Source organism: Bradyrhizobium sp. HKCCYLRH3073 (genome assembly GCF_051167995.1).
Taxonomy (GTDB): Bacteria; Pseudomonadota; Alphaproteobacteria; order Rhizobiales; family Xanthobacteraceae; genus Bradyrhizobium.
The window spans coordinates 332756-357700 of the sequence record NZ_JBNPUD010000003.1 but is presented as its reverse complement, the minus strand read 5'-3'; the positions used below and the strand labels follow the sequence as shown (position 1 = coordinate 357700).

Annotated in this window: 29 protein-coding genes and 2 tRNA genes; 15 read left to right on the top strand and 16 right to left on the bottom strand. The window is 66.1% G+C overall.

What is annotated here, in order from left to right; genetic code table 11:
* Positions 1-5 precede the first annotated feature (5 nt).
* Positions 6-494, top strand: coding sequence for an Lrp/AsnC family transcriptional regulator (locus tag ACQR1X_RS09360; RefSeq protein WP_434898812.1), 489 nt, complete (start codon positions 6-8; stop codon positions 492-494).
* A gap of 38 nt (positions 495-532) precedes the next feature.
* Here the strand turns inward: ACQR1X_RS09360 and ACQR1X_RS09355 are convergent, their stop codons facing one another.
* Positions 533-838 (bottom strand): ETC complex I subunit, encoded by a 306-nt coding sequence (locus ACQR1X_RS09355; RefSeq protein ID WP_315800066.1) that lies wholly within the window; start codon positions 836-838, stop codon positions 533-535.
* Between the two features lie 223 nt (positions 839-1061).
* On the opposite strand from ACQR1X_RS09355, the gene ACQR1X_RS09350 reads away from it, so the two are divergent.
* The 5 genes from ACQR1X_RS09350 to ACQR1X_RS09330 all read left to right on the top strand — a co-directional run bounded on the left by ACQR1X_RS09350 (position 1062) and on the right by ACQR1X_RS09330 (position 5827).
* Entirely contained in the window at positions 1062-2204 is a 1143-nt protein-coding gene (locus tag ACQR1X_RS09350; protein WP_316178857.1) for an OpgC domain-containing protein, read from the top strand.
* 175 nt (positions 2205-2379) lie between these two features.
* Positions 2380-2784: a translational machinery protein gene (locus tag ACQR1X_RS09345; RefSeq protein WP_315800068.1), complete on the top strand. Its 405-nt coding sequence runs from the start codon at positions 2380-2382 to the stop codon at positions 2782-2784.
* A 42-nt stretch (positions 2785-2826) separates the two neighbouring features.
* Entirely contained in the window at positions 2827-3906 is a 1080-nt protein-coding gene (locus tag ACQR1X_RS09340; RefSeq protein WP_434898689.1) for an efflux RND transporter periplasmic adaptor subunit, read from the top strand.
* Positions 3903-5138: an ABC transporter permease gene (locus ACQR1X_RS09335; protein WP_434898688.1), complete on the top strand. Its 1236-nt coding sequence runs from the start codon at positions 3903-3905 to the stop codon at positions 5136-5138. The genes ACQR1X_RS09340 and ACQR1X_RS09335 overlap by 4 nt, the downstream gene beginning before the upstream one ends.
* On the top strand, positions 5135-5827 hold the full coding sequence (locus tag ACQR1X_RS09330; RefSeq protein WP_315800071.1) for an ABC transporter ATP-binding protein: 693 nt from the start codon (positions 5135-5137) through the stop codon (positions 5825-5827). The genes ACQR1X_RS09335 and ACQR1X_RS09330 overlap by 4 nt, the downstream gene beginning before the upstream one ends.
* A gap of 253 nt (positions 5828-6080) precedes the next feature.
* On the opposite strand, the gene ACQR1X_RS09325 is transcribed toward ACQR1X_RS09330, so the two are convergent.
* The 3 genes from ACQR1X_RS09325 to ACQR1X_RS09315 form a co-directional block, all read right to left on the bottom strand.
* A tRNA-Pro gene (locus ACQR1X_RS09325) sits at positions 6081-6157 on the bottom strand.
* Positions 6158-6313: 156 nt separating this feature from the next.
* Positions 6314-6967: a cold-shock protein gene (locus ACQR1X_RS09320; protein ID WP_315800077.1), complete on the bottom strand. Its 654-nt coding sequence runs from the start codon at positions 6965-6967 to the stop codon at positions 6314-6316.
* Positions 6968-7167: 200 nt separating this feature from the next.
* Positions 7168-7929: an SIR2 family NAD-dependent protein deacylase gene (locus ACQR1X_RS09315; protein ID WP_434898687.1), complete on the bottom strand. Its 762-nt coding sequence runs from the start codon at positions 7927-7929 to the stop codon at positions 7168-7170.
* Between the two features lie 366 nt (positions 7930-8295).
* On the opposite strand from ACQR1X_RS09315, the gene ACQR1X_RS09310 reads away from it, so the two are divergent.
* Positions 8296-8460, top strand: coding sequence for a hypothetical protein (locus ACQR1X_RS09310; protein WP_315712073.1), 165 nt, complete (start codon positions 8296-8298; stop codon positions 8458-8460).
* A 62-nt stretch (positions 8461-8522) separates the two neighbouring features.
* Here ACQR1X_RS09310 and ACQR1X_RS09305 read toward each other — a convergent pair whose 3' ends face one another.
* Positions 8523-8807 (bottom strand): hypothetical protein, encoded by a 285-nt coding sequence (locus ACQR1X_RS09305; protein WP_316178863.1) that lies wholly within the window; start codon positions 8805-8807, stop codon positions 8523-8525.
* 134 nt (positions 8808-8941) lie between these two features.
* On the opposite strand from ACQR1X_RS09305, the gene ACQR1X_RS09300 reads away from it, so the two are divergent.
* On the top strand, positions 8942-9091 hold the full coding sequence (locus ACQR1X_RS09300) for a hypothetical protein (RefSeq protein WP_315800080.1): 150 nt from the start codon (positions 8942-8944) through the stop codon (positions 9089-9091).
* A 466-nt stretch (positions 9092-9557) separates the two neighbouring features.
* On the opposite strand, the gene ACQR1X_RS09295 is transcribed toward ACQR1X_RS09300, so the two are convergent.
* Complete coding sequence (locus tag ACQR1X_RS09295) at positions 9558-9860, bottom strand: HU family DNA-binding protein (protein ID WP_172109121.1); 303 nt, start codon at positions 9858-9860, stop codon at positions 9558-9560.
* 589 nt (positions 9861-10449) lie between these two features.
* Between ACQR1X_RS09295 and ACQR1X_RS09290 the strand changes: the two genes are divergently transcribed.
* Both ACQR1X_RS09290 and ACQR1X_RS09285 read left to right on the top strand, forming a co-directional pair.
* Positions 10450-10902, top strand: a complete 453-nt coding sequence (locus ACQR1X_RS09290) for a VOC family protein (protein WP_012044102.1) — start codon at positions 10450-10452, stop codon at positions 10900-10902.
* A 267-nt stretch (positions 10903-11169) separates the two neighbouring features.
* Positions 11170-11811 carry a glutathione S-transferase family protein gene (locus tag ACQR1X_RS09285; protein ID WP_316178865.1) on the top strand — a complete coding sequence of 214 codons (642 nt, stop codon included), beginning with the start codon at positions 11170-11172 and terminating at the stop codon, positions 11809-11811.
* A gap of 316 nt (positions 11812-12127) precedes the next feature.
* Here ACQR1X_RS09285 and ACQR1X_RS09280 read toward each other — a convergent pair whose 3' ends face one another.
* The 3 genes from ACQR1X_RS09280 to ACQR1X_RS09270 form a co-directional block, all read right to left on the bottom strand.
* A complete protein-coding gene (locus tag ACQR1X_RS09280) occupies positions 12128-12385 on the bottom strand; it encodes a PilZ domain-containing protein (RefSeq protein WP_315712079.1) in 258 nt (85 codons plus the stop codon).
* Positions 12386-12550: 165 nt separating this feature from the next.
* Positions 12551-12625, bottom strand: a tRNA-Glu gene (locus tag ACQR1X_RS09275).
* A gap of 213 nt (positions 12626-12838) precedes the next feature.
* Positions 12839-13171 (bottom strand): Rieske 2Fe-2S domain-containing protein, encoded by a 333-nt coding sequence (locus ACQR1X_RS09270; RefSeq protein WP_315800082.1) that lies wholly within the window; start codon positions 13169-13171, stop codon positions 12839-12841.
* A gap of 200 nt (positions 13172-13371) precedes the next feature.
* On the opposite strand from ACQR1X_RS09270, the gene ACQR1X_RS09265 reads away from it, so the two are divergent.
* The gene (locus ACQR1X_RS09265) at positions 13372-14124 is read left to right on the top strand and encodes a hypothetical protein (protein ID WP_434883108.1); all 753 of its coding nucleotides are present in this window, start codon (positions 13372-13374) and stop codon (positions 14122-14124) included.
* A gap of 196 nt (positions 14125-14320) precedes the next feature.
* Here ACQR1X_RS09265 and ACQR1X_RS09260 read toward each other — a convergent pair whose 3' ends face one another.
* The 4 genes from ACQR1X_RS09260 to ACQR1X_RS09245 all read right to left on the bottom strand — a co-directional run bounded on the left by ACQR1X_RS09260 (position 14321) and on the right by ACQR1X_RS09245 (position 17902).
* Complete coding sequence (locus tag ACQR1X_RS09260; protein ID WP_315800084.1) at positions 14321-14536, bottom strand: hypothetical protein; 216 nt, start codon at positions 14534-14536, stop codon at positions 14321-14323.
* Between the two features lie 80 nt (positions 14537-14616).
* Positions 14617-15195 carry a hemerythrin domain-containing protein gene (locus ACQR1X_RS09255; protein ID WP_315800085.1) on the bottom strand — a complete coding sequence of 193 codons (579 nt, stop codon included), beginning with the start codon at positions 15193-15195 and terminating at the stop codon, positions 14617-14619.
* A 140-nt stretch (positions 15196-15335) separates the two neighbouring features.
* Positions 15336-16565, bottom strand: a complete 1230-nt coding sequence (hemA, locus tag ACQR1X_RS09250) for a 5-aminolevulinate synthase (RefSeq protein ID WP_434898686.1) — start codon at positions 16563-16565, stop codon at positions 15336-15338.
* Positions 16566-16753: 188 nt separating this feature from the next.
* Complete coding sequence (locus ACQR1X_RS09245) at positions 16754-17902, bottom strand: PLP-dependent cysteine synthase family protein (RefSeq protein WP_434898685.1); 1149 nt, start codon at positions 17900-17902, stop codon at positions 16754-16756.
* A 779-nt stretch (positions 17903-18681) separates the two neighbouring features.
* Between ACQR1X_RS09245 and ACQR1X_RS09240 the strand changes: the two genes are divergently transcribed.
* The 3 genes from ACQR1X_RS09240 to ACQR1X_RS09230 all read left to right on the top strand — a co-directional run bounded on the left by ACQR1X_RS09240 (position 18682) and on the right by ACQR1X_RS09230 (position 21743).
* Entirely contained in the window at positions 18682-19710 is a 1029-nt protein-coding gene (locus ACQR1X_RS09240) for a PrsW family glutamic-type intramembrane protease (protein WP_315800088.1), read from the top strand.
* A gap of 129 nt (positions 19711-19839) precedes the next feature.
* Complete coding sequence (locus ACQR1X_RS09235) at positions 19840-20427, top strand: HdeD family acid-resistance protein (RefSeq protein WP_316178874.1); 588 nt, start codon at positions 19840-19842, stop codon at positions 20425-20427.
* 230 nt (positions 20428-20657) lie between these two features.
* A complete protein-coding gene (locus ACQR1X_RS09230; protein ID WP_316178876.1) occupies positions 20658-21743 on the top strand; it encodes a 3-deoxy-7-phosphoheptulonate synthase in 1086 nt (361 codons plus the stop codon).
* Positions 21744-21793: 50 nt separating this feature from the next.
* On the opposite strand, the gene ACQR1X_RS09225 is transcribed toward ACQR1X_RS09230, so the two are convergent.
* From ACQR1X_RS09225 to epmA, 3 genes are read right to left on the bottom strand one after another with little or no spacing between them, the layout of a single operon-like run.
* Entirely contained in the window at positions 21794-22051 is a 258-nt protein-coding gene (locus tag ACQR1X_RS09225) for a hypothetical protein (protein ID WP_315800091.1), read from the bottom strand.
* A gap of 36 nt (positions 22052-22087) precedes the next feature.
* Positions 22088-23182: a lysine-2,3-aminomutase-like protein gene (locus ACQR1X_RS09220; RefSeq protein WP_434898684.1), complete on the bottom strand. Its 1095-nt coding sequence runs from the start codon at positions 23180-23182 to the stop codon at positions 22088-22090.
* Positions 23179-24228, bottom strand: a complete 1050-nt coding sequence (gene epmA / locus ACQR1X_RS09215; protein ID WP_434892150.1) for an EF-P lysine aminoacylase EpmA — start codon at positions 24226-24228, stop codon at positions 23179-23181. The genes ACQR1X_RS09220 and epmA overlap by 4 nt, the downstream gene beginning before the upstream one ends.
* Positions 24229-24366: 138 nt before the next feature.
* Between epmA and efp the strand changes: the two genes are divergently transcribed.
* Entirely contained in the window at positions 24367-24933 is a 567-nt protein-coding gene (gene efp, locus ACQR1X_RS09210; RefSeq protein WP_006614774.1) for an elongation factor P, read from the top strand.
* Positions 24934-24945 lie beyond the last annotated feature (12 nt).

Genomic DNA, 24945 nt, shown 5'->3' with positions numbered 1-24945 from the left:
CGCCGATGGCTGGCAGCCCGGAGCTCGACGCGATCGATCGCAGGATCCTGGCGGAGCTCCAGGCCGACGGCCGGATCCGCATCAACGAGCTCGCCGACCGGGTGGGGATCTCGCATCCGAACTGCCTGCGCCGGGTGCGGACGCTGCGCAGCAGCGGCGTGATCAAGTCCATCCGCGCCAGCATCGATGAACGGTCGCTGGGCTATGAGGTGGTCGCGTTCGTGTCGATTCAGCTCGACAGCCAGCACCAGACGGCGCTGGAATCGTTCGAGGCCGCGATCGTGACGTTGCCCTGGGTCCAGCAATGCTGGCGGCTGTCGGGAGATGCGGATTTTCTGCTGAAATGCGTGTCGACCGGGGTCGAAGGCATGAGCCGCCAGCTCCGCCAGTTCGCCGCCCTGTCCGGCGTCCGGGCCATCAGGAGCTTCCCGGTGCTCGGCCTGTCCAAGGACGCGCCGCTGCCCATCCCCGGCGGGCCGCCTCAAACAGGTTGAACGGATGACGGCCGAGCCGGCCCCTCAATGCGTCCAAATCAGTGTGTCCAAGGCTCGCCGCGGCGGAACGAGAAATTGTCGGCATAGGCGATCTGCCGCTTCACCGGCTCCTTCGGCTCGATCACCTGGTAGGGAATGCCCTTGCGCTCGCAATAGGCGATCGCCTCGTCCCTGGTATCGAAGCGCAAGGTGACCTGCTGCTTCATGTCCGAGGAGGACGTCCAGCCCATCAGCGGCTCGACCGAACGCGGCTGCTCCGGCTCATAATCCAACTGCCAGTCCCTGGTCTTGGCCTTGCCCGATTGCATCGCGTTCTTGGCGGGCTTGAAAATGCGTGCGGTCATGGCTGGAAGAGCCCCTGGAAGCTGAGGTCGTCATGCGTTTGGCGGAAACGGCAGGGATGGGGTACAGGCAAGATCCAGCACGGAACGGTGATTCCCATCCAGGACGTGACCGTCTATCGTGCTCCGTATAGTCATTCTGCCGTCCCGTGACAATCTCGGTCGACTGCCACGGCGCCTCTGCTCCCCGAACGTTTTCCATTCAAAACAGTGCGTTGAAGCGGCCATGAAAATCAATGCCACGCTGCCCGAGCGCGGGCGCGACCTGCGGCTCGACCTGTTTCGCGGAATCGCCAACTGGGCGATCTTTCTCGATCACATCCCGGACAATGTGGTGAACTGGATCACCACGCGGAATTACGGCTTCAGCGACGCCGCCGACCTGTTCGTCTTCATCTCCGGCTATACTGCCTCGTTCGTCTATGCGCGCATGATGATCGACCGCGGCTTCATCGTCGGCGCCACCCGGCTGTTCAAGCGGGTGTGGCAGCTCTACGTCGCCCACATCGTGCTGTTCGTGATCTATATCGTGGCCATCAGCTATCTGGCGACGCGGTTCGGCGTCTCCGAGATCATTGACGAGTTCAACGTCGCGGGCCTCGTCGACCACGCCAGCGACACGCTGGCGCAGGGACTGATCCTGAAGTTCAAGCCGGTCAATCTCGACGTGCTGCCGCTCTACATCGTGCTGATGGGCTTCTTCCCGCCGGTGCTGTGGATGATGCTGCGCCAGCCCGACCTGACCATGATCGCCTCGATCGTGCTGTGGCTCGTGGCGCGACAGATGGGCTGGAATTTCGCGGCCTATCCGGCTGGCACCTGGTACTTCAATCCGTATTGCTGGCAGGTGCTGTTCGTGTTCGGCTCCTGGTGCGCGCTCGGCGGCGCCCGCCGCTCGATGGGCATCATCATGGCGCCGGCCACGCTCTATTTCTGCATCGCCTACATGGTGCTCGCACTGGTCATGACGATGGCCGGCCGCTTCCCTGAGCTCGGATCGATGTTTCCGAACTGGCTCTATGCGGCCTTCAACCCGAACGACAAGACCAATCTCGCGCCGTACCGCTTCCTGCATTTCGTGGTGATCGTCATTTTGGTCATCCGGTTCGTGCCGAAGGAATGGCCGGGCCTGGAGTGGAAGGCGTTCGATCCCCTCATCGTCTGCGGCCAACAGTCGCTGGCGGTGTTCTGCGTCGGCGTGTTCCTGTCCTTCATCGGCCACTTCACCCTGATGCTGAGCTCGGGCTCGCTGCTGGCGCAGATCCTGGTCAGCGCGGCGGGCATCGCGATCATGACAACCGTCGCCTACTACATCTCCTGGTCGAAGCGGCAGGACAAGCCGCTGCCGAAGCCGCCCGCGCCGAAGTAGACTTCGCGCCATTGGGGGCGCGTGGTCGCGCCCCGCCTCCGTTGACCTGCATCAAGCCGGGCCCGATCGGGCTCGCTAAGGTTTGCATCACCAACGGAGCCGCTTCCCGCGGCGCGCGTTCGCTTGCGAACGCGCGAGGCTGCGCAAGCGGTGATTTGCTGACAAGGACCAGATCATGCCGACCCATTTCCATGCCGTCGTGTGGCTCGATCACAGCGAGGCCAAGGTGTTCCACATCGGACTGACCGGTGCCGACGAGCTGACGCTGCATCCGCACCTGCAGACCAAGCATCTGCACCACAAGGCCAACGAGATCGGCAGCGGCCACGCGGCGCCCGACAAGAATTTCCTCGAAGAGGTCGCGCACGCGCTCGATGACGCCGGCGAGATCCTGATCATCGGCCCGGCCGGCGCCAAGACCGAGCTTGCCAAGTACCTGCACGAGAAGCATCCTGCGGTCGGAAAGCGCATCGTCGGCGTCGAAGCCGCCGATCACCCGACCGATCGCCAGATCGTCGCCTATGCCAAGCAGCACTTCAAGATGGCTCCGCCCCGCGTGGCGACGGGCACTACGGGCTAAGTATAGCCTTTCTCCCGTCGCAGGGTCCGTTCGATCATGGACATGCTGACGCCGGACCAATCCAACGCCATTGCTGCCACGCCGGCCGTCGATCGCGGCCGGCGTCGTTTTCCGTGGCGCGGCCTGCTCTCGATCATCCTGCTGTCCGGCGCACTGGCTGGGCTTGCCGCATGGTGGGGGCGTGGACCGCTGATTGCGACCGCCCGCATCACCCGCGGCACGGCGGCCGAGATCGTGTATGCGACCGGCGCCGTGGAGCCGGAGACGTGGTCGCGGAGCACGCCGCTGGTCCGCGGCCGCATCATCGAGCGCTGCCGCTGCGAGGGCAAGTCGGTCAAGGCCGGCGACTTGCTGGCGCGGCTCGACGACAAGGAGGCGCTGGCCACCTTGAACGATCTGCGTGCACAGGAGGAATTCCAGCGCCACGAGTTCGAGCGACAGTCGCAGTTGCTGGCCCGCGGGGCGGCCACCTCGCAAGCCTACCAGCGCTCCGAAAGCGATCTCGCCCGCATCCGTGCCCAGATCGCGGCCCAGACCCAGCGCCTCGACTACTTCAAGCTGGTGGCGCCGATGGACGGCGTCGTCCTCAAGGAGGACGGCGAGGTCGGCGACATGGTCGATCCCGGCACCATCCTCTACCGCGTCGGCCTGGAGAAGCCGCTCTGGGTCGTCGCCGACGTCAACGAGGAGGACATCCCCCGTGTCCAGGTCGGGCAGAAGGCGCTGCTGCGCGCCGATGCGTTCGGAAACCAGGCCCTGCCCGGGACGGTGAAGCAGATCACGCCGGCGGGCGATCCCGTGGCCAAGACGTTCCGCGTGCGGATCGGCTTGCCGGACGACACGCCGCTGCGCGTCGGCATGAGCGTCGAGGCCAACATTGTCAGCCGGGAGACGGCCGACACCCTGCTCGCGCCGGCCAATGCCGTCGTCAACGGCAGCCTCATGGTGGTCGAAGGCGGCCGTGTGCGGCGGCGTGCGGTGCGGATCGGCATCCGCGGCTCCGCGGCGGTCGAGATCCTCGACGGCGCCCGCGAGGGCGAGCTGGTCGCAGCGCCCGCGACCGCCGACATCAAGGACGGCGAGCGGATCCGCGCGATCGCCCCCGAGACGTCGGCGCCATGAGCCTCGTCCTGAGCATCGCCTGGACCCATGTGCGCCATCGCGCCCGCCAGACGCTGGTCGCGGTCGCCGGCGTGATGACCGGCGTGGCGTTTTCGGTGATGATGGCGGCGATGATGGAGGGCTCCCAGGACGACTTCATCCGTACGCTGGTCGACGCGCTGCCGCACATTTCGATCACCGACGAGCTGCGCCAGCCGACCCGCCAGCCGGCCGACCTGATCTATGCGGCAGCCGAATTCCGCCGATTGACCCCGAAGGTCCGCCGTCCTGGCATCAAGAACCCGATGGCCACCATCGCCTCGCTGCAGGGCTGGGTGCCGGGCGCGCTGACGGCGTCGGTGCAGTCCAAGGCCGTGCTGCGCTTCGCCGGCCGCAACCTCACGGTCGCGATCATCGGCATCGATCCGCGCACGGAGGGCCAGGTCTCGACGCTGGCGAGCCACATGCGGCAGGGCAGCCTCAATTCGTTGTACCGGTCCTCGCACGCGATCCTGCTCGGCGACCGGCTCGCGGCCAAGATCGGTGCGCGGGTCAACTCCAACATCACCCTCGCCTCGGCCCAGGGCGTCAGCATGAATGCGACCGTCGTCGGCACTTTCCATTCCGGCTTCCGCGGCACCGACGAGACCACCGGCTACGTCCTGCTGCGCACCGCGCAGATCCTGGAACGCCAGACCGGGATCATCAACGAGATCCGCGTCCGCACCAACGATCCGATGCAGGCGCGCCTGATCAGCGAGCGCATCGGCGAGCAGACCGGCTACAAGGCGGTCTCCTGGCAGGAGGCGCAGGAGGACCTGCTGGCGGCGATCACGCTGCGCAACGTGCTGATGTACACCATCGTCGGGGCCATCCTGCTGGTCGCGAGCTTCGGCACCTACAACATCATCTCGACCATCACCCACGAGAAGACCCGCGACATCGCCATCCTCAAGTCGCTCGGCTTCCGCGACCGCACGGTCCGCACCATCTTCATCGTCGAGGCGCTGTTCATCGGCCTGACCGGTGCCGCTCTCGGCTGGGCGCTCGGCTACCTGCTCACCCGCGGGCTCGCCTCGCTCGAGTTCAAGACGCCGTTCTCCGACTACAATCATCTGCCCGTGCTGTATTCGCTGAAGCACTATCTGCTGGCGGGCGCGGTCGCGCTGATCTCCAGCGCCGTCGCCGGCTACTTTCCGGCCCGCGCCGCGGCGCGGTTGCATCCGGTCGACATCATCCGGGGCGCGACGTGAGCCCGCCCCTGATCGAGGCGCGGCAAGTGACGAAGGTGCTGCCCGGCGAGGTGCCGGTGACGCTGGTCGCCGACATCGATCTCGTGATCCATCCGCGCGAGCTCATCGCCATCACCGGACCGTCGGGCTCGGGAAAATCCTCGCTGCTCTATCTGCTCGGCCTGCTCGACCTGCCGAGCCAGGGCGACGTGCTGATCGACGGCCGCTCGACGACGGGCATGAACGAGGACGAGCGCGCCGAGGTGCGGCTGTCACGGCTCGGCTTCGTCTTCCAGTTTCATTTCCTGCTGCCGGAATTCTCGATCACCGAGAACGTCGCGCTGCCGATGCGCGCGCTGGCACGGCTGTCGCCGCGCGCCATCACCACGCGCGCCGAGGAGCTGCTGAGCTCGCTCGGCCTCGCCGAGCATCTGCGCAAGACGCCGGACAAGCTGTCGGGCGGCCAGCGCCAGCGCGTGGCGGTGGCGCGCGCGCTCGCCAACGATCCTCCCGTCATCCTCGCCGACGAGCCGACCGGCAGCCTCGACACCGCCGCGACCGCGCAGGTGTTCGGCATCCTGCGCGATCTCGTCACCCTGCGCGGCAAGACGGTGGTCGCGGTCACGCACGACCTCAACCTCGCCGCTCAGATGCAACGGCGCGTGCACATCATCGACGGCCGGCTGGCGCAGGACGAGCTGGCGCGCTGATCCGCCTGCCGCGACCTCGGCACGGCCGACGCGCGAACCGCCGCCCACGCCCGATTTGATCTAGCGCAAAGACGCGAGATTCCGATTCAGAGGATGCTGGCGGCCAGCGGATGTTCCTTCCCCGGATTCACCCGCACACTTCGGATGCTCCCGGGTTTTGCCGCTGCGGGAGCATCCGAATTTTTTATCGGCCTCGTCGCGCAGTTCGCGCCAGCTATCAGGTCTCACCTGCGAGGCCACGTTGCTGCGGAGATGGTCGGGGCAGCTGGATTCGAACCAACGACCTGCAGTACCCAAAACTGCCGCGCTACCAGGCTGCGCTATACCCCGATGTTCTCAAGGGACGATTGTCCTCGACGAACCCGTCACTACACGGTCGCGGCCTCGGCAGCAAGACCGCGGCCTGGCCGTGAAGATGGAGCCGACATGAAAACGGCCCCGGAAAGCACCTTTCCAGGGCCGTCAAGTGCAGTGATCGCAAGCAACTCAGTGCGAGGACAATGCCGGCGAGCCCGTCTCGGGGTGGATCTCGGCCGCCATCATGCCCTTGGAGCCGGGCCCGTAGCGGACCAGCACCCATTGGCCGGGGCGCAGCTCGGTCATGCCGTAGCGGCGCAGGGTCTCCATGTGGACGAAGATGTCCGGGCTCCCTTCCCCGCAGGTCACGAAGCCGAAGCCGCGCAGGCGGTTGAACCACTTGACCTGGGCTCGCTCCAGCCCGCTGGTCGGCGTCACCGTGACATGGGTGCGCGGCGGCAGCATCTGCGCCGGATGGATCGCCGTCGACTCGTCCATCGAGACGATGCGGAAGGCCTGGTAGCCCTTGGAGCGCTGCACGCACTCCACCACCAGGCGAGCCCCTTCATAGGCGGTCTGGTAGCCGTCGCGCCTGAGCACCGTGACGTGCAGCAGCACGTCCGGCCAGCCATTGTCGGGAACGATGAAACCGTATCCCTTCGAGGCGTCGAACCATTTGATGACGCCGCTGATTTCGACGAGGTTCTCGCCAAGACCGGTCATCGCATCGATTGCCGAGTCGCGCGCGACGCCGGTTTGATATTCCGCCCCGAGCCGGGTTGGTGTCGAACCACCAACGACCGGCACCCCAAGCTTCTTGGACTCAAATCCGTCCGACCCCATAACCCCGGACCTCACATATGAATTGTGAGCCGCCACCCCTGCAACGGCGCCCTCATACACGTGCTCACCACCTATACCCACGATGAGTCACGCGAATCTCTCGAATCAAAGATAACATTCCCTCGTGCCGCGCATAGATAAAAATCGGTTTCACTGAGGCATATGAACAGAGATGCCGACAAAAATGCATCAATTTCCGTTCAATTACGGACGAACGATCCGAGTACTTCGCCGATCTCGTGGTGGACAACGAGGTCGGCAACGTCGTCCTGATCGGTCGGTTCCCGGTTGATGATCACGAGTCGCGCGCCAGCCCGCTTTGCCATCAATGGAAAGCCAGCGGCCGGCCACACAACCAGCGACGAGCCGATCGCGACGAACAGATCACAGTGCTGCGCGAGCTCGGTGGCGCGCTGCATTTCATGCTCCGGCATCGACTGACCAAAGGATACCGTCGCGGTCTTCACCAGCTCCGCGCAATCGGGGCAATCCGGCGCGGCCCCGTCGGCCTCGAAGCGCTCGCGCACCCAGGTGAGCTCATAGCGCTGCCCGCATCCGATGCATCGCGCGTAGGTGGTGTTGCCGTGCAGTTCGATGACGTGATCCGGCGCGAAACCGGAGTCCTGGTGCAGGTTGTCGATGTTCTGAGTGATCACGGCCGGAATTTTCCCCGCACGGTAGAGCGACGAAAGCGCCAGGTGTCCGCGGCCGGGCCGCGCCGCGGCAAACGTCTCCTGCATCGCGAAGCGCCGCCGCCAGGCCTCGTCCCGCGCCTCCTGGCTGGCGACGAATTCGTCGAAATGGATCGGCCGGTTGCGCGTCCATAGACCGCCGGGAGACCGGAAATCCGGAATGCCCGTCTCGGTCGATATTCCAGCGCCGGTGAAGGGCACGATCACACGCGCCGCAGCGATCATGTCTCCCAGGCGGTTCACCCCGTCGTGCAGATCGGATGCAATCATCAGCGGCGGCCCCGAACCATGAAACCTCGCACCATCATTGTCCTCCCTTCATAGCACGGCAAGCTGGCTCCCGCCTCCGAGCATGTCCGGCCCGGCTGCGTCGTTGCGCTACTCCGCATCCTCCGGAACCAGCCGTGAACGACGCAACTGCAAGCAAGACGAGTCGGATCGTTTCGTGTCTACCGGAAGACGTTGGCGGTGCTCGCCTTCTCTCCCCAGCAAAACGCGCGACCCGCCTGCAGCGGGGCCGGGCGTCCGCAATCACGCCTCAATCGGACACCCACATCGCGCCAGCGATTCGCCAGGAAGTTTGTCACGCGTCTCAGGGCGAGGCTCGCCGGATAGCGACCGGAGCAGAGAGGATCCGTGAGGCAGAACGAGACGCAGGACGACCGCCGCGCGAAGGAGCGCGCCGACATCACCGCAAGGATTGCACGGTTCAAGTCGACCCAGGAGAAGTTCGCGCGCGAACGCGAGGAATATGCCCGCTTGGCGTGGAAGAAGGCACAGCGCGGCGAGGCCGCGGAATAGCAGGGATGAGAGAAGAGCCCGGAGGCTTTCGCCATCCGTGCCCTCCTCCTTACGACTGGCGCTTACCAGTGATGACGCCAGTGGTGGTGGCGATGATAGTACGGTCCGCCGTAATAGGCATACGGCCCGGGCGCGTAGACGTAACGCGGGCCGTAGTCGTAGTAGCCGTAGCCCGGACCATAGTAATACGGGTGCGACGCCGCGATCGCGCCGGCGGTCAGCGCTCCCGCCGCGAGGCCGAATGCGAGACCCGGGCCGATGCCGCGCGCCTGTGCCGGAGCGGGTGCCGCCAGTGCGGTGATGGCGACGGCGCCCGCGGTCGCCAGAACAGCCAATGTCTTTCTCATGATCGAATGTCCTCCAATTCCCGTGCGTCCAAACAACGCAGATGCTGGGGAGTTGGTTGCAGGCCGGCTCCCCGCCGCGCGCGTCTGGAACCGTCACCGTCGCCACACGTTCACTGCCATGGGGGGAATCCGCGATGGCATCCTGGCTGGAACTTCTGTTCAACATCATCGGCTATGGCGGATTCGTCGTGCTTGCGTCCTGTCATCCCAGGACCGAGGCGGCCGGTGTAGCGCCTGAAACAGGAGCGGACGACGGCGCGGATCTGAACGGCGAGCGCCGCTAGAGCCGAGCTTTGCGGCGATCGCCGGGCCTTCATCCACAGTCGATCCAACGCTTGTCCACAGCTCCTCGCCTGGACTCTCCGGATTGCTGATCAACGGCTTGCTGCGCCATATCCACCGGCTTCTCCCCAGCACGCGCGACGGCGCTCCTGCGCGGGCCGGAGGTCGCACGGGCCGGTCAATTTTCCCGCAAAATCCTTTGAACCTGCCTGCGCCACCCCGAGACAGATCAGTACTGGGGATTTCAGGGCCCAGTGCTCGAGGGTGGCGCCACGCGACGAAGATATTCCGTCGCGCTGGCGCTGCTGTCGTTTTTCGGGCCCCCGTGGTGCCAACCTTCGCGATCCGGGGACGGCGGCGCTTCGGCGACCGCAACGCTCAGCCGCGCTGCAACCACATAGCCGCAACGAAAAAGGCCTCCCTTCCGGGAGGCCTTTGACGTGATCACGACCGTGACTGACGGTCAGATCAGGCAACCGCGTCCTTGGCGGCCTTGACCGGGCGCGCGCGCACGATCTTGCGGGCCGGCTTGGCCTTGAACATCATCTCTTCGCCGGTGAAGGGGTTGGTGCCCTTGCGCGCCTTCACGGCGGGCTTCTTGACGACGACGAACTTGGCGAAGCCCGGCACCAGGAACACGCCGTTCTTCTTCAGCTCCTTGTGGCCGACGTCGGTGAGCGTCTCCATGACGTTCTTGACGTCGCGCTTGGACAGCTCGGTCGAGGTCGCAATCTTCTCGATCAGTTGCGACTTGGAAAGTTGGGTAGCCATCGTATCTCCTTGTGATTGATACTGGTGAATGACGTGACGACTGCGCGGCTATCAGCGCATTGCTGCGCAGACTGGTCGGGGCTTTCTGGCTGCATTGCACAGCCGGGACTTCAGTCGTCTGGTGGCGTATCACCCCGCGATTTTCGGGATTCTCCTGCATTTCAAGGGGCCCCGAAGCACCCACAGCGGCGCCAAAATTCCAACGGAGCGCGCAGAAGTCAAGCTGCGATGGCGATCGAACGGAGCATGCGATTCATTTTCCCCTATATTTCTAGGCATTTTCGACGGTCCTGCGTGATTTTGGCCGCACATTGCAGGCGAAACACGCTGAAATACCTGCATGCGGTCGCATCGCGCCCGTTCATCCCCACCGCGAATCACTGCCAAAACAGCGATTCGCGGGCATGCGGAGAGGCTTTCGCAACACCGCGCAGCCCATCGAATGCGTCGCCGCGCGCACCGCACATCCGCGCGAGCCGGCATCGCCGCAGCATCAGGCTCGATACACGGGCGAACGAATTGCTGCTATGGATCGGCGTCCGCAGGCGGCCGTTGACCATCCGCTTCGAGTTCAGGGAGAGAAGAAACGATGCGTTATCTCCACACCATGCTGCGCGTGCGCAATCTCGACGCCGCGCTCAAATTCTATTCCGATGCGCTCGGCCTCAAGGAGGTGCGCCGGATCGACAACGACAAGGGTCGCTTCACACTGGTGTTTCTCTGCGCACCCGAGGATGAACACCTGCTGAAGAGCCTGCCGCCGACGCGCGGCGCCCCGCTGGTCGAGCTCACCTACAATTGGGACGAGGAGAGCTATGGCGAGGACCGCTTCTTCGGCCATCTCGCCTATGAGGTCGACGACATCTACGCCACCTGCGACCGGCTGATGAAGCTCGGCATCACCATCAACCGGCCGCCGCGCGACGGCAACATGGCGTTCGTCCGCTCGCCCGACCTGCACTCGATCGAGCTGTTGCAGAAGGGAGAGCCGAAGGCGCCCGCCGAGCCCTGGCTGTCGATGCCGAACACCGGACATTGGTGAGTCATCTGCCCGCGTGATTCCGGCCGGAACATCGAGGCCACCCTCGCGTTGTCGCTCCGATTGACGGTGAGGATACGAGGAGGCCGAGATGGGTCGTGGAATTCTATTGTGGTTGTTGGGCGTGCCGATTCCGGTGATCATTCTGCTGTGGCTGTTCTTCGGCCGCTGATCCCGCGAACGACGCGTTCGACCGAAAAGCCCCGCCAACGAGCGGGGCTTTTTGCGTAACATGCGCTAATGATGACGCTCGCCAGAGAGGAGCCGAACGTGTCCGCCGACAACAGACTGACGATCTGGGGCCGCCCCAATTCGGTGAACGTGCAGAAGGTGCTGTGGTGTCTCGCCGAGCTCGATGTCGCCCATGACCGGATCGACGCGGGGATGCAGTACGGCCGCAACAACGAAGCGGACTATCTCGCGATGAATCCGAACGGCCGCATCCCGACCCTGGTCGAGGGTGATTTCGTGCTGTGGGAGAGCAACGCGATCATGCGCTACCTCTGCCTCGCTCACGGCGACGGCACGCCGCTCTACCCGACGACGCCGCGGCACCGCGCCGCGGTGGAGCGCTGGCTGGACTGGACGCTGTCGACGGTGCAGCCGATCGAGCGTCCGCTGTTCTGGGGATTGGTGCGTACGCCGCCGGAGCAGCGCGACATGCCCGCCTTGCAGAAGGCGGCCGACGACGCCGCGGCGATGTGGCGCATCCTCGACGCGCATCTGGCCACACGCAGCCATGTCGAGGCCGAGCGCTTCACGCTCGCCGACATCGCGCTCGGCGCCTATGCGCGGCGCTGGTTCGGAGTCGAAGGTGTTGTCAAGCCGGAGCTGCCGAGTCTCGCGCGCTGGTACGGACAGATCGCGCAACGCCCGGCCTTCATCCGCCACATCGCGCCGCCGCTGTCGTGAGCGCCTCAGCGGCCGGCCGAGGTGCCCATCTCGACGCCCAGGGCGCCGCCGACCTTCACGCAGGTATCGGTTCCCTCGACGCGTACGAAGTTCGCACCGTATGACGCGCAGGGATTGTTGGTGGCGGCGCCTGAACGGGGTGCGGCCCTATTCGGCCCAGCCTTATTCGGCCCGGGAAGCGATGGCCCAAGAAGCGATGACCCCGGCGAGCCGGCGACTGCCACGGTCACGGCGGCGAACGCCGCGAGGACGCCCAGGATGAGAGATCGACACATGCCGCTTGTTAGCGCGTCTGCGGCAGTGAAGCGATACTGGTCTATTTGCCGATGAACTTGACGCCGACCGAGGCGCCGCGGCGCCACACCACCTGGCACTGCCGGCCGGTTCTTGCGTCGCGCGCGAAGGCGAGCCGGATGGTCGCCGGCAGCGCCGCCGCGTCCTGCAAGGTCAGCTTGGCGCCGGCGCTGGAAATGTCCTGAACCAGGCAATGGCGCACGGCGAACCCGCCATCCAGCGTGATCCACGCCGGCTGCTTCATCGATTTGCGGGCTTCCCGCTTCTTGGGCGCGGCCATCATCCTGCTCCTGCTCGCCCGCTGCAGTACGGCAAGGACCCTAATGGACGGTTGACCGGATCACGGACTGGGCGTGCGATTCATGGATGCAGGACCCCGCGCCGACACGTCTCGGCGCAAACCGTCCGTTTCAAGATCGGAGATGGAAGGAAAGCCGGCGCGGAATGGCGCTCCCTAGCGGAATCGAACCGCTCTCTCCACCGTGAAAGGGTGGCGTCCTGACCGATAGACGAAGGGAGCAATACGCACGATGCCAGAGGGCACGAGGCCCCGGTGCCATCGCCGCTTGCACGTTTCGGCAAAACCTTCAGCAAATCAGCCGCTTGAGGCGATGATCTGCGAGGTCGGCTGAACCACCGACGGTGATTCCGTGCCGCGCGCCGAACGTATAGAGGCGTTTCGCCGGCCGGGCAAGCCACCCCGTGCCGGTCTTTCCAGTCTGGTCCCGCATGCTCAACGGGCCGCAAACAGCGGAGAGATGCCGTCCGTGTCGATGTAGACCACGCCGTCCTCGACCTTCACCGGATACGCGGCCAACGCACTCTCCGGAGGGTGGAGCGGTGCGCCGGTACGGGCATCCCACGTCCAATTGTGCACGGGGCAACTGAGCACGCGGCCGTCGAAGCCGGCCTCCTCCATCGGCGCCGCGGTGTGCGGGCAGACGCCCTGGAACGCCTTGAGCTCGCCATCGTCGGGCCAGGCCAGGATGATGAGCTGGGCATCGGCGATCACGAGGCGCATGCCGCCTTCGTCGATGGTGTCGGCCTTGCAGACACGGGTGAACATTCACTGGCCTCATGCTTTCCGTTGCGAACATCGCACGCGAAGCAGCCCGAGCAAGACTCGTTCCGAGGATCGCGCCGTGCCCGCGAGCCCGACAAGACCGTGGCACCCTTCTTGCTGCCCTTCCCGGCATCTTCGTCGAACGAGCCATCATGTCGCAAAGGCGACAGACCGTTCGGCGGCGAGCTGCTGCGGAGTGCGACATGACCGACATGACCGAGCTGAGAACGCGCAAGGAGCCGCTCAATCTCGCCATCGTGCATGTCGATCCCGACGCCTTCATCGCCAACCTCACGGCTTGGCTCGAGATCACCGCCTTCATCAAGGCGCAACGCGCCGGCGAGGCCACGGTGCCTGCCGACGGCAAGACGCCCGCATTGTCGGCGGCGCAATTGAAGAACGGCGGCGTCCATGAGGTCGGCAACGACGCGCTGTTCGCCTTCGCGATGACGGCGTCGCTCAAGGGCGACAAGGCGGCGGTCGACAAGGTCGAGACGGCCCTGCTCGACGGCATGGGCAAGGATTTTCCCGGCTCGTTCGCGCTGTGGCACTTCCGCGCCACGATCGATGCGCCGACCACGCTGGACGATTTCGTCGGCCAGGCCGGCAGGAAGATGCTGACCGGCGATCTGTCCCCACCGCCCCTGCGCGCCAAGGAAAATTGGAGCGCCGGACTGCGCTTCTTCGAGAAGGCGCGCAAATCGAACTTCGTCCACGAGATCATGTATCCGCTGGCGAAATGGACGCGGGCGCGCTGGACCGAGACGGCGGAGAAAGGCGTCGCCTTCCTGCACCACATCGAGGACAACGTCCCGGTGCTGCGCGAGGTGCTGGCGGACCCCCGCAACGATCAGGCGTTCATCGCCAACGTGCTGCTGCGGCTCGCACCCGCCGTCGATATGGAGCTGAACGAGGAATATCAGGGCTTCCTGCGCTCGCTGGCGCGACGCAACTGATCGAGGGGGATTCCAAGACACCCCGCCCACGCAAAAAGGCCGGCGGGCGTTACGCCGCCGGCCTCTTGTCGCGACTGCCGGCTCCGGCCGTCCGGTTCCGTCGCACTCCTGGGGGAGCATGCGAACAGGGTCGCGCGGCCTGGTTAACGATGTCTTAATACAAGCCAGCCAACCGTATGCTTACGGGGCAGCACCGTCAGCTCAGCAGCAACGGGAGCTTCTTCTCGCGACGGAGCGCGCGCTCCTGACAGCCCGACAGCCGGATGAGCTTCTGCGGATACATGTCATAGCCGTGGCTGCCGAAGGCGTTCTGCTGCGCCATCGGGACCTGCGCAGGCCTGCCCGTCGCGTCGACGGCACCTGCATCCTGCGAACCTCGGGCCGGTTCGAGCCCTGTGTTCAAAGCGGTCATAGCCAACTCCGAGACGAATGCCTGCCCCCGAGCTGAAACTATAGTCCACGGCTCGCGGGGCGCAATTGGGCAAAATGCCATCAGCCGGCCGTGGCGCGCGCCTGCTCCGCCTCCTGTTCCCAGCGCAGGATGGTCCGCTCGAGATTGTGGAATTTCTCGGCGACGTCGCCGTCGAACAGCGGGTCCTTGCGGTCGGACATGCGGGCGTCGATGTCGGCCCAATCCTCCGCCTGGAGGGTACGCAGCGCCGCGGGAAACAGCAGGGTCTCCTCCTTGCGCAGATGCTCGCGCTGGCTGTCGATGAACTCATGCACGGCGGCGTGGAAGCGTTCGCGCAGGATCTCCTGGTCCGACAGCACCGCGTTCACGGCGTCGGCAAAGCCGCGCAGCCGCCGCGCCTCGGTCTCGTGCTCGTCGTCGACGTCGCCATAGGCCGCGGCCGCGGCTGGATCGCGCTCGCGCAGCTTGCCGAAGATCATCTCCTCCTTGGGATGATGACAGCGCTGCGGATAGTCCTCGAAATAGGCGATGATGCTCTGCAGAATGTCGTAGTCCGGCCGCCGATTGTGATCGAACAGCTCCAGTTCGTGCTCGAGCACCGAGAGAAGCTTCTCGAGATTCTCGTGCTCCTGCAGCAGCGCTTCGATGATCCTTGCCATGGCCGCCCTCGCCTGTGCGCCGGCCGGGCCTTGCCGAACCGGCATTTTCCCTGAACGCAAAAGACTACGCCCGCGCGGGCGCGGGCGGCGTTGCGGCAGATCAAACTGACAGGCCGATGTGACAGGTCAGCGGAACGGGCTCACTCCGCGGCCAGCGCCTGCGGCGCCCGTGCAAGGCCGAGCCGGTCCCAGACGTCGACCAGCGCCTCGGCCAGGGCGTCGATCAGGCCGTCATCATGGTAGGGCGATGGCGTGATCCGCAGCCGCTCCAGGCCGCGCGGCACGGTCGGATAGTTGATCGGCTGGATGTAGATGCCGTGCTCGGACAGGAGCAGGTCGGACGCCATCTTGCACTTCTCGGGATCGCCGACATGCACCGGCACGATGTGGGTGTCGGACGGCATGACCGGCAGCCCCGAGGCGTTCAGTACGGCCTTGAGCCGCGCCGCCCGATCCTGGTGCCGGTCACGCTCCCACTGCGAGGTCTTGAGGTGGCGGATCGCGGCGGTCGCCGCGGCGCAAACCGGCGGCGGCAAGGCGGTGGTGAAGATGAAGCCCGGCGCATAGGAGCGGACGGCATCGATCAGATTGGCATTGGCAGCGATGTAGCCGCCGAGGCAGCCAAAGGCCTTGGCGAGCGTGCCCTCGAGGATGTCGATGCGGGCCATCGCGCCGTCGCGCTCGGCGATGCCGCCGCCGCGCGGGCCGTACATGCCGACCGCATGGACCTCGTCGACGTAAGTGAGCGCGCCATAACGCTCGGCGAGATCGCAGATCCGGTGCAACGGCGCGACGTCACCGTCCATCGAATACAGGCTCTCGCAGACGATCAGCTTGGGACGGTCGGGATCGGCCGCCCGCAGCAGCTCTTCGAGATGGGCGAGGTCGTTGTGCCGCCAGACCTGCTTCTCGCTCCCGGCCTTGCGGACGCCCTCGATCATCGAATTGTGGTTGAGCGCGTCCGACAGCAGCAGACAGTTCGGCAGCAGTTTTGCGATGGTCGAGATGCCGGTCTCGTTGGAGACGTAGCCCGAGGTGAACACCAGCGCCGCTTGCTTGCCGTGGAGATCGGCGAGCTCGCGCTCGAGTTCGATCAGCGGATGGTTGGTGCCGGCGATGTTGCGGGTGCCGCCGGCGCCGGTGCCCATGCGCGCGGCGACGTCGACCATGGCGCCGATCACCTTCGGATGCTGGCCCATGCCGAGATAGTCATTGGAGCACCAGATCACGACATCCTTCGGCCCCTCCGGCGAATGCCAGATCGCGCGCGGGAAGCGGCCGGCGAGGCGCTCCAGATCGGCAAAGACGCGATAGCGCCGCTCCTGGTGCAACTGGTCGAGGGCACGGTCGAAATAGCTGTCGTAGTTCATCACCTGATCCGTCCTTCCCCTGCCCGCGTCCCGAACCTGCGTTCCGGCGCGCCCTTGGAGCCCTGCTCGGGGTCGGACCAAAGCGCAATCCGGCGCCTTCTTCGTTGATCCAGATCAGGGATCGCGCACATTGCCGGGCATCCGGACACCGCTCGCCGCGGCTCTCATCGCGACGCGCGCGGAGGCATTCAGGCGGACAGCGGATTCCCCGCATCGGCAATATCGAGCCGTAGCGGCGCCCCGCTATCAAGAAAGGCGGACAGATCGGCCTCGTACGGCGCGGGGTCGAGACCGCGCGCGGACAGCCATTGCGGCTCGTAATAGGTCTGGCGGTAGCGCTCCCCGGAATCGCAGATCAGCGTGACCAGCGACCCCGTCTGTCCCTGCTGCCGCATCTCCGCCGCCAGCCGGCACAGCGCCAGAAAGTTGGTTCCGGTCGAGCCGCCGACCGGCCGCCGCAGCCGCCGCGTCAGCACGTTCATGGCCGCCACGGACGCGGCATCCGGCACCTTCATCATCCGGTCCACCACGCCAGGCACGAAGGACGGCTCGCAGCGCGGACGGCCGACGCCTTCGATCAATGACGGCCGTTCGCAAGTCCGGGCGCTGTCGCCGTTGCAGAAGGCGTCGAAGAAGGCCGAATGCTCGACATCGGCGACGCACAGCCGCGTCGGGTGGCGGCGGTAGCGCAGATAGCGGCCCATCGTCGCCGACGTGCCGCCGGTCCCTGCGCCCATCACGATCCATTCCGGCAGCGGACAGCGCTCGCCCTGCAACTGGTTGAAGATCGACTCGGCGATGTTGTTGTTGCCGCGCCAATCGGTGGCGCGCTCGGCGAAGGTGAACTGGTCCATGTAATGGCCACCGAGCCGGCCTGCGAGCGCGGCCGCCTCGGCATAGAGAAACCGGCCGTCGTCGATGAGGTGGCAATTGCCGCCGTAATGCGTGATCGCGGCGATCTTCTCTTCCGAGGTGGTGCGCGGCATCACCGCGTAGAACGGCACGCCGATCATCTGCGCGAAATAGGCCTCCGAGACCGCTGTCGACCCGGAGGAGGCCTCGACCACCGGCGTGCCTTCCCGGATATGGCCGTTGCACAGCGCATAGAGAAACAGCGATCGGGCCAGCCGATGCTTGAGGCTCCCGGTCGGGTGGGTCGATTCGTCCTTCAGGTAGATGTCGATGCCGGCGAGCGCGGGCACGATCAGCCGGATCAGATGCGTGTCGGCGGTCCGGCACTGGTCGGCCTCGATGGCCGCTACGGCGTCGTCGACCCAGCCACGGCGATAGCGTGGACCACAGGCTCTGTCGGAAGCTGACCAAGGCGGCGAATTCATCGCGGCAACCGACCATGATCCATCCGCCACATCAAGCCCGGCCGACCGTTCATGCCGCGCAAGCTGGGGGCAAATGGTCCGGCAGCGGCTCGGCGCCGGCCGCGCACTTGGCGCCGTTCGAGAGCGAGCGCAACCGCGCATTCATTTCGCCGGCCAGAACTCGCGCACGACTTGCAACCTTCCGATAATGCAAGCGATTTTCGGAAGTTTTTTTTGAATGACGGCGAGAATGGTCAAACAAATGCACGCTTTTGCGACCAAGCTGGAGATGATCGGCCAATACGACCGAGTCGAGCCTGCATCACGGGCGAGCCGAGCCTGCTCCGAGGGGCACCATGAGAGTTGTTCTTTCGATTGTCCTGGTTGCGTGCGCCATCAGCCAGACCGCTTTTGCTGAGGGTCTGGAGTGCCGGCGCGTAGCCGACCCGACGCCGCGCTTGAGCTGCGTGGAAACGCCGACGACCGCCCAGGCGCCGAGCCCCTCCCGCACCGACGCCTGGACCCCGGGCGAGCCGCGCCAGGAGGCGCCGGCGCGCGACAGCGATACGGCGACGCCAAGAGGACCCCGGCCCCGTTGAGCCCTGCCGTGCGGCCGCGGACTGCGGCCGCACAGCGGTCCCTCCCCAATCGAGCATCCGGACGGGGTTCTTTCCCTTGAAGGGCGGCTCATTCTGCCGACATGTAGATCTTGCCGTGCGGCCACGGACCGATGTCAAATCCATCCCCCGTGCGGGTGGTGGCGGCCGGTTCGGCCCCGCCGCATTGGATGATCGGAGACCATGGCTTACTTGCCATCGCAAATGAACCTGCTCGAAGCCCTCGCGACCGTGATCGGCACCGCCGCGATCGCGCCCGCGCTGCTGATCCTCTGGCTGGTGGTCGCCGCGGGTGACAATTCAGGCCCCCCGCTCAAGATCTGGACCGCCTTCCTGCTGGGTGCCGCCAGCGTGCTGCTGCTCGGCATCGTCCGGATCCCGTTCCAGCATGTCGGGCTGACGCTGGAGAATCCCTGGATCGCGCAAGCGGTCCGGGCTCTGTTCGGCGTCGCCTTGCCGGAAGAGCTCGCCAAGGTCGCGGTGATCGCCGCGCTCTGGTCGCGGCGCCGGCAGGTCGGCAATGCCATGGACACGGTGTTCTACGGCGCCGCCGTTGGGCTCGGCTTCGCGGCTTACGAGAACCTGGCTTATCTCGTCCAGCATGCCGAGATGTGGCGCTCGCTGGCGGTGCTGCGCAGCGTGCTCACCGTGCCGTTTCATGGTGCGCTCGGCATCATTGCCGGTGCCTATCTCGCGATCGCCCGCACCAGTACGGCGCTCGGCGCCAACCGCCACAATCGCGAAGGGGCGCGGCTGTCGAGCTGGGCACTGGTGCTGGCCGCTCCGGTGATGCTGCATGCGGCCTTCGACTATCCGTTGCTGCTGCTGCAGCGGGCGTCGACCCTCGACGCCGCCGCGCGCCTCTGGCTCGGCGGCGTCAGCGTGCTGATCGGGTTCTCCTCGATCGGCCTTGCCGTGCGGCTGGTGCGCCGGGTCGCCCATCACCACACGCCGCGCACCGAGGTAGCGCGGGCAAGGCTGAGCCAGCTGCGCAGGATGTGGGCGCTGCTGCTGTTCGGCGGCGCCGCCGGCTTCGTCGGGCTCGGATTCGTGCTGACCTCCATTCGGCACTGGCTTCTCAACCCCGACCGCAACGTCGCCGCCGTGCTGGTTCCACTCGGTCTCACCGCGATCATCGTCGGCATGGCCCTTCTGATTGTCACAACGACGGTCTATGTTTTCGGCCGCAACCGGATGCGGACGACGGCCTAGTCCCGGCCTGCTGCGGCCGGCAGAGCAACGAAACACGCATCGCGCGCTTGTCCGGGCCGCAGGTCCTCACCATGTGCGTGGGCAGGCGGCCGCGGCGTTGAGCGCGTGACCTTGCCCGGAGTGACGATCATGACCCTTCCCCAGGATACGATTCCGCCCGAGCTCGAACGCATGAGGTCGCAAATGGGGGCGGCCATGCGCGCGCATTGGAAGGCCTTCCTGATCGAGGGCATCCTGCTCGCTGTGCTCGGCCTGCTGGCGATGATCCTCACCCCGCTGGCGAGCCTCGCGGTCACGATCTTCCTCGGCTGGATGTTCCTGATCTCGGGCATCGCCGGGCTCGCGCTCACCTTCTGGGCCCGCGGCATGCCCGGCTTCTGGTGGTCGCTGTTGTCGGCGGTGCTCGCCATCGTCGCCGGAATCATCCTGGTGGCGCAGCCGGTCCAGGGGACGGTGACGCTGACGATCGTGATCGGCGTCTATTTCCTCGCCGAGGGCGTCGCCACCATCATGTATGCGCTGGAGCACCGCCGCGAGCTGTCCGGACGCTGGTCGTGGCTGGCAATCTCGGGCGTCGTCGACATCGCGATCGCCGGAATCATCATTTCGGGCCTGCCCGGCACGGCGATGTGGGCGATCGGTCTGCTGGTCGGCATCAACCTGCTGTTCGGCGGGCTGTCGATGATCGGCATGGCGCTCGCCGCCCGCAACGCCTGAGTCCGAGGGTTGCGATTTTCGAGATGACAAGCGGCCGCGCGGCCGCTATAGAGCGACCATGATCAACGCCGCCACCAGCTACTATTGGTACTTTAGCTACGACAGCTCGCTGGCGGCGGGAGGATCGCGCTCAATCTGACACATTGCAGCAAGATATCCGAACGAGCCGCCAGACCTGGCGGCTTTTTTATTGCCGGCAGGTGCCCACCCAAGAGACCCAGGAGCCCGCCGTGCTGAGCACCACAGACGATCTTCGTATCAAGGAAATCAAGGAATTGAGCCTGCCGGCGGAGGTGATGGGTGAAATCCCCCGCACCCTCACTGCCACCCGTGTGGTGATGGCCGCGCGCAATGCGATCCACGCCATCCTGACCGGCAGCGACGACCGCCTGCTGGTCATCGTCGGCCCCTGCTCCATCCACGATCCCGCCGCCGCGATCGACTACGCCGGCCGCCTCGCTGCCCTGCGCGAGCGCCTCGCCGACCGCCTGGAGATCGTGATGCGGGTCTATTTCGAGAAGCCGCGCACGACCGTCGGCTGGAAAGGCCTGATCAACGATCCCGGCCTCGACAATTCCTTCGACATCAACAAGGGCCTGCGGCTCGCGCGCAGCGTGCTGTCTGCCGTCAACAATCTCGGCCTGCCGGCGGGATGCGAATTCCTCGACATGACGACCCCGCAATACATCGCCGACCTCGTCGCCTGGGCTGCGATCGGCGCGCGCACCACCGAGAGCCAGATCCACCGCGAGCTGGCCTCAGGCCTGTCGTGCCCGGTCGGCTTCAAGAACGGCACCGACGGCAACATCCGCATCGCCGCGGATGCGGTGAAGTCGGCCGCCCATCCGCATCATTTCATGGCGGTGACCAAAGGCGGCCGCTCGGGCATCGCGGCGACCACGGGCAACGAGGACTGCCACATCATCCTGCGCGGCGGCAGCGGCCCCAATTACGACGCCGCCCATGTCGAGCAGGCCGCGGCCGAGCTGATCAAGTCCGGACTGCCGGCGCGCCTGATGATCGACACCAGCCACGCCAACTCGAGCAAGAAGCCGGAGAACCAGCCGCTGGTCGCCGCCGATGTCGGCCGCCAGCTCGCCGCAGGCGAGCAGCGCATCATGGGCGTGATGATCGAGAGCCACCTCGTCGCGGGACGGCAGGACGTCAAGCCGGGCGTGCCGCTGACCTACGGCCAGAGCATCACCGACGGCTGTATCGGCTGGGACACGACGGTGGAGGTGCTGGAGCAGCTCGCCGAAGCCGTCGCCGCCCGGCGTGCGGCGCTTCGCAACTCCCCACACGAGCGCTCGGCGTAACGCTCACGAACCAATAAGGCGGCGCGCGTCGGGCGCGCCGCTGGTCGGACTCAGCAGCCGCGGCAGATGCCCTTGATCTTGCGATCGAGGTCGCGGTCTTCCTTGGTCATGCCGCTCATCGAATTGTCTTCGGTCTGCTCGGCCTTCGGCAGGTCGCTGGGACGCACCTGGCGATGGCCGATCGGCGCCTGCGGCGGCATGCCGCTCTTCGATCCGGTGCCGGCGGAGGAGCCGCTGCCGCTCTGCGCCAGCGCGATGCCGTCAGTCGCGGCCATCAGGAGCCCCATCGCGATCGCAAGTCTCTTCATGTTGCTCCTCCGTGTCAGCGGAATCAGCAGGACACTTCATCCCGCGGCGGGCGGATAGAGGTGCGCCTCACCGCAATAGTCAATCACACGATAGCGCGTTTGCGCAGCTGCCACATGATCCTGCTCAACAGTTTCATCGGCAGTGAGGTATTGCGGCCCCACCGGCGCCTTGCCGTAGCCGCCGGGAATGTCGAGCACGTAGTCGGGCTGGCACAGGCCGGACACCCGGCCGCGCAGCGTTCGAATCAGGGCCTGACCTTGCGCCAACGTGGTCCGCAGATGCGCCGTGCCCGGCGCGAGGTCGCCATGGTGCAGGTAATACGGCTTGATGCGGGTCTCCACGAAGGCGCGCATCAGCGCCTCCAGGGTCGCCGCGTCATCATTGACGCCGCGCAGCAGCACCGACTGGCTGACCATGGGAATGCCGGCATCGATCAGCCGCCCGCAGGCCGCCTGAACTGGAGGACTGAGCTCGCGCGGATGATTGGCGTGCAGCGCGATCCAGGTCGTTGCGCCCGGCACCTTCAGCGCGTCGACCAGCGCTGGCGTGATGCGCTGGGGATCGGCGACCGGCAAACGGGTGTGGATACGGATGATCCTGACGTGCTCGATGCCGGCGAGATCGGCCATGATCTCCTTCAGCCGCCGCGGTGACAGCATCAGCGGATCGCCGCCGGTGAGGATCACCTCCCAGATCTCGCGATGGCCGCGGATGTAGTCGAGCGCGCCGCGATAGGCCTCCTCCGACAGCGCATTGTCCTTGCCGGGCCCGACCATCTCGCGGCGGAAGCAGAAGCGGCAATACACCGCGCAGACATGCACCAGCTTGAGCAGCACCCGATCGGGATAGCGGTGCACGACGCCGGGCACCGGCGCATGCGCGTCGTCCCCGATCGGATCGCCGCGCTCGCCGGGCGCGGCCGTCAGCTCGTCCGGGCTGGGCACGAACTGGCGCGCGATCGGATCGTTGGGATCGTCGGCGTCGATCAGGTCGGCGAGATGCGTCGTCACCGCCACGGCGTAGCGCTGCGCCACGCGCGCCAGCGCCGGCTGCTCCGCCGGGTCGGCCAGTCCCTGCGCGACGAGATCCTCGGCGCTGCGCAATGTCGTCGGACGTTCGATCCTGTTCATCGCTCACCTGCCGGCGGCGTCCACACCACCTGGTCGATCCTGATGGCGCCGGCCGCCAGCATCACCAGGCGGTCGAAGCCGAGCGCAACGCCGCTCGCCTGCGGCATCTCGGTCACGGCGGCGAGGAAGTCGTCGTCGAGCGGATAGCGCTCGCCATAGCGGCGCTCCTTCTCGGCCATCTCCTGCTCGAAGCGGCGGCGCTGCTCGGCGGCGTCGGTGAGCTCGCCGAAGCCATTGGCGAGCTCGACGCCGCAGGCATAGACCTCGAACCGCTCGGCGACGCGGGGGTCGGCGGCCACCCGTGCCAGCGCGGCCTCCGGCGCCGGATATTCATAGAGCACGGTGAGCCGACCCTGCCCGAGATGCGGCTCGACATGCTCGACCAGCACCTTGCTGAACAGGTCCGACCAGGTGTCGTCGTCGCTGATCCGGATCTTGCCGGCGGCGGCCTGGGCCAGCGCCGCACGGTCGCCCGCGCCGTCGCGGATGGTCGCGAGCAGGTCGATCCCGGCATGGCGCGCGAACGCGCCGGCAACCGTCAGCAGCTCCGGCTCGGCGAAGGGATCCGCGGTGCGGCCACGGAACGCGAACTGCCGGATTCCGGTGGTCCGGGCGGCGTGGGCGATTACCACGACGGTGTCGGCCATGATCGCGTCGTAAGGCGCCTCCGCCCGATACCATTCCAGCATGCTGAATTCCGGCAGGTGCAGGTCGCCGCGCTCGCGGTCGCGGAACACCCGGGCGAACTCGAAGATCCGCCGCTCCCCGGCCGCCAGCAGCTTCTTGCAGGCGAATTCCGGTGAGGTTCGAAAAAACCGCCGGTAGCGGGTTCCATCCGGGCTCGTCAGGTCGGTGCGTGGTGCGTGCAGATGGGTCTCGTTGCCCGGCGACACCTGCAGGATGCCGGTCTCGACCTCGGTGAAGCCCTGCTCGTCGAACCAGGCTCGCAACGCCCGGGTGATCGCGGCCCGGGCGAGCAGGAACGGCCTGACATCGGCGTGCCGCTGCGGCGACCACCACGGCGAAGGCGCGGGCTCCCGGGACATCAGAGGGTCGTCCGTTCGGGCCGCAAAAGACTGGCAACCCCGGACAAAATCAGTATGTTGCCGCCCGAAACCGCATTCCGCGTCGCGTGGCGCCCCGGCTTGGGCCGGCGCCCCCTTTTCAGTGTCAGGAAAACAGCTTTGAAAGTCATCGCCAGCTCTATTCGCAAGGGTAACGTCATTGAGCAAGATGGAAAGCTCTATGTCGTCGTGACCGCCGAGAACATCCATCCCGGCAAGGGCACCCCGGTCAGCCAGATCGAAATGCGCCGAATCAGCGATGGCGTGAAGATCTCGGAGCGCTTCAAGACCACCGACCAGGTCGAGAAGGCGACGATCGAGGAGCGCAACTTCACGTTCCTCTACGAGGATGCCGACGGCTTTCATTTCATGAACCCGGAGACCTACGACCAGGTCCAGGTGCCGAAGGACGTGGTCGGCAACCAGGCCGCCTATCTCCAGGAGAACATGACGGTCAAGCTGTCGATGCACGACGTGGTGCCGGTGGCGATCACCCTGCCGCAGCGGGTCACGCTCGAGGTTGTCGAGACCGAGCCGGTCACCAAGGGCCAGACCGCGTCGTCGTCCTACAAGCCGGCGGTGCTCTCCAACGGCGTCCGCACCGGCGTGCCGGCGCATATCACGGTCGGCACCCGCATCGTCGTCATGACCGAGGACGGCTCCTACTGCGAGCGCGCCAAGGACTGAGGCATCGCGAGG

Excerpts from the sequence above, each read along its gene's own strand:
- ACQR1X_RS09360 (WP_434898812.1), top strand. The coding sequence starts at position 6 with ATGGCTGGCAGCCCGGAGCTCGACGCGATCGATCGCAGGATCCTGGCG.
- ACQR1X_RS09355 (WP_315800066.1), bottom strand. The coding sequence starts at position 838 with ATGACCGCACGCATTTTCAAGCCCGCCAAGAACGCGATGCAATCGGGC.
- ACQR1X_RS09350 (WP_316178857.1), top strand. The coding sequence starts at position 1,062 with ATGAAAATCAATGCCACGCTGCCCGAGCGCGGGCGCGACCTGCGGCTC.
- ACQR1X_RS09345 (WP_315800068.1), top strand. The coding sequence starts at position 2,380 with ATGCCGACCCATTTCCATGCCGTCGTGTGGCTCGATCACAGCGAGGCC.
- ACQR1X_RS09340 (WP_434898689.1), top strand. The coding sequence starts at position 2,827 with ATGCTGACGCCGGACCAATCCAACGCCATTGCTGCCACGCCGGCCGTC.
- ACQR1X_RS09335 (WP_434898688.1), top strand. The coding sequence starts at position 3,903 with ATGAGCCTCGTCCTGAGCATCGCCTGGACCCATGTGCGCCATCGCGCC.
- ACQR1X_RS09320 (WP_315800077.1), bottom strand. The coding sequence starts at position 6,967 with ATGGGGTCGGACGGATTTGAGTCCAAGAAGCTTGGGGTGCCGGTCGTT.
- ACQR1X_RS09315 (WP_434898687.1), bottom strand. The coding sequence starts at position 7,929 with ATGATTGCATCCGATCTGCACGACGGGGTGAACCGCCTGGGAGACATG.
- ACQR1X_RS09305 (WP_316178863.1), bottom strand. The coding sequence starts at position 8,807 with ATGAGAAAGACATTGGCTGTTCTGGCGACCGCGGGCGCCGTCGCCATC.
- ACQR1X_RS09300 (WP_315800080.1), top strand. The coding sequence starts at position 8,942 with ATGGCATCCTGGCTGGAACTTCTGTTCAACATCATCGGCTATGGCGGA.
- ACQR1X_RS09295 (WP_172109121.1), bottom strand. The coding sequence starts at position 9,860 with ATGGCTACCCAACTTTCCAAGTCGCAACTGATCGAGAAGATTGCGACC.
- ACQR1X_RS09290 (WP_012044102.1), top strand. The coding sequence starts at position 10,450 with ATGCGTTATCTCCACACCATGCTGCGCGTGCGCAATCTCGACGCCGCG.
- ACQR1X_RS09280 (WP_315712079.1), bottom strand. The coding sequence starts at position 12,385 with ATGGCCGCGCCCAAGAAGCGGGAAGCCCGCAAATCGATGAAGCAGCCG.
- ACQR1X_RS09270 (WP_315800082.1), bottom strand. The coding sequence starts at position 13,171 with ATGTTCACCCGTGTCTGCAAGGCCGACACCATCGACGAAGGCGGCATG.
- ACQR1X_RS09265 (WP_434883108.1), top strand. The coding sequence starts at position 13,372 with ATGACCGACATGACCGAGCTGAGAACGCGCAAGGAGCCGCTCAATCTC.
- ACQR1X_RS09260 (WP_315800084.1), bottom strand. The coding sequence starts at position 14,536 with ATGACCGCTTTGAACACAGGGCTCGAACCGGCCCGAGGTTCGCAGGAT.
- ACQR1X_RS09255 (WP_315800085.1), bottom strand. The coding sequence starts at position 15,195 with ATGGCAAGGATCATCGAAGCGCTGCTGCAGGAGCACGAGAATCTCGAG.
- hemA (WP_434898686.1), bottom strand. The coding sequence starts at position 16,565 with ATGAACTACGACAGCTATTTCGACCGTGCCCTCGACCAGTTGCACCAG.
- ACQR1X_RS09245 (WP_434898685.1), bottom strand. The coding sequence starts at position 17,902 with ATGAATTCGCCGCCTTGGTCAGCTTCCGACAGAGCCTGTGGTCCACGC.
- ACQR1X_RS09240 (WP_315800088.1), top strand. The coding sequence starts at position 18,682 with ATGGCTTACTTGCCATCGCAAATGAACCTGCTCGAAGCCCTCGCGACC.
- ACQR1X_RS09235 (WP_316178874.1), top strand. The coding sequence starts at position 19,840 with ATGACCCTTCCCCAGGATACGATTCCGCCCGAGCTCGAACGCATGAGG.
- ACQR1X_RS09225 (WP_315800091.1), bottom strand. The coding sequence starts at position 22,051 with ATGAAGAGACTTGCGATCGCGATGGGGCTCCTGATGGCCGCGACTGAC.
- ACQR1X_RS09220 (WP_434898684.1), bottom strand. The coding sequence starts at position 23,182 with ATGAACAGGATCGAACGTCCGACGACATTGCGCAGCGCCGAGGATCTC.
- epmA (WP_434892150.1), bottom strand. The coding sequence starts at position 24,228 with ATGTCCCGGGAGCCCGCGCCTTCGCCGTGGTGGTCGCCGCAGCGGCAC.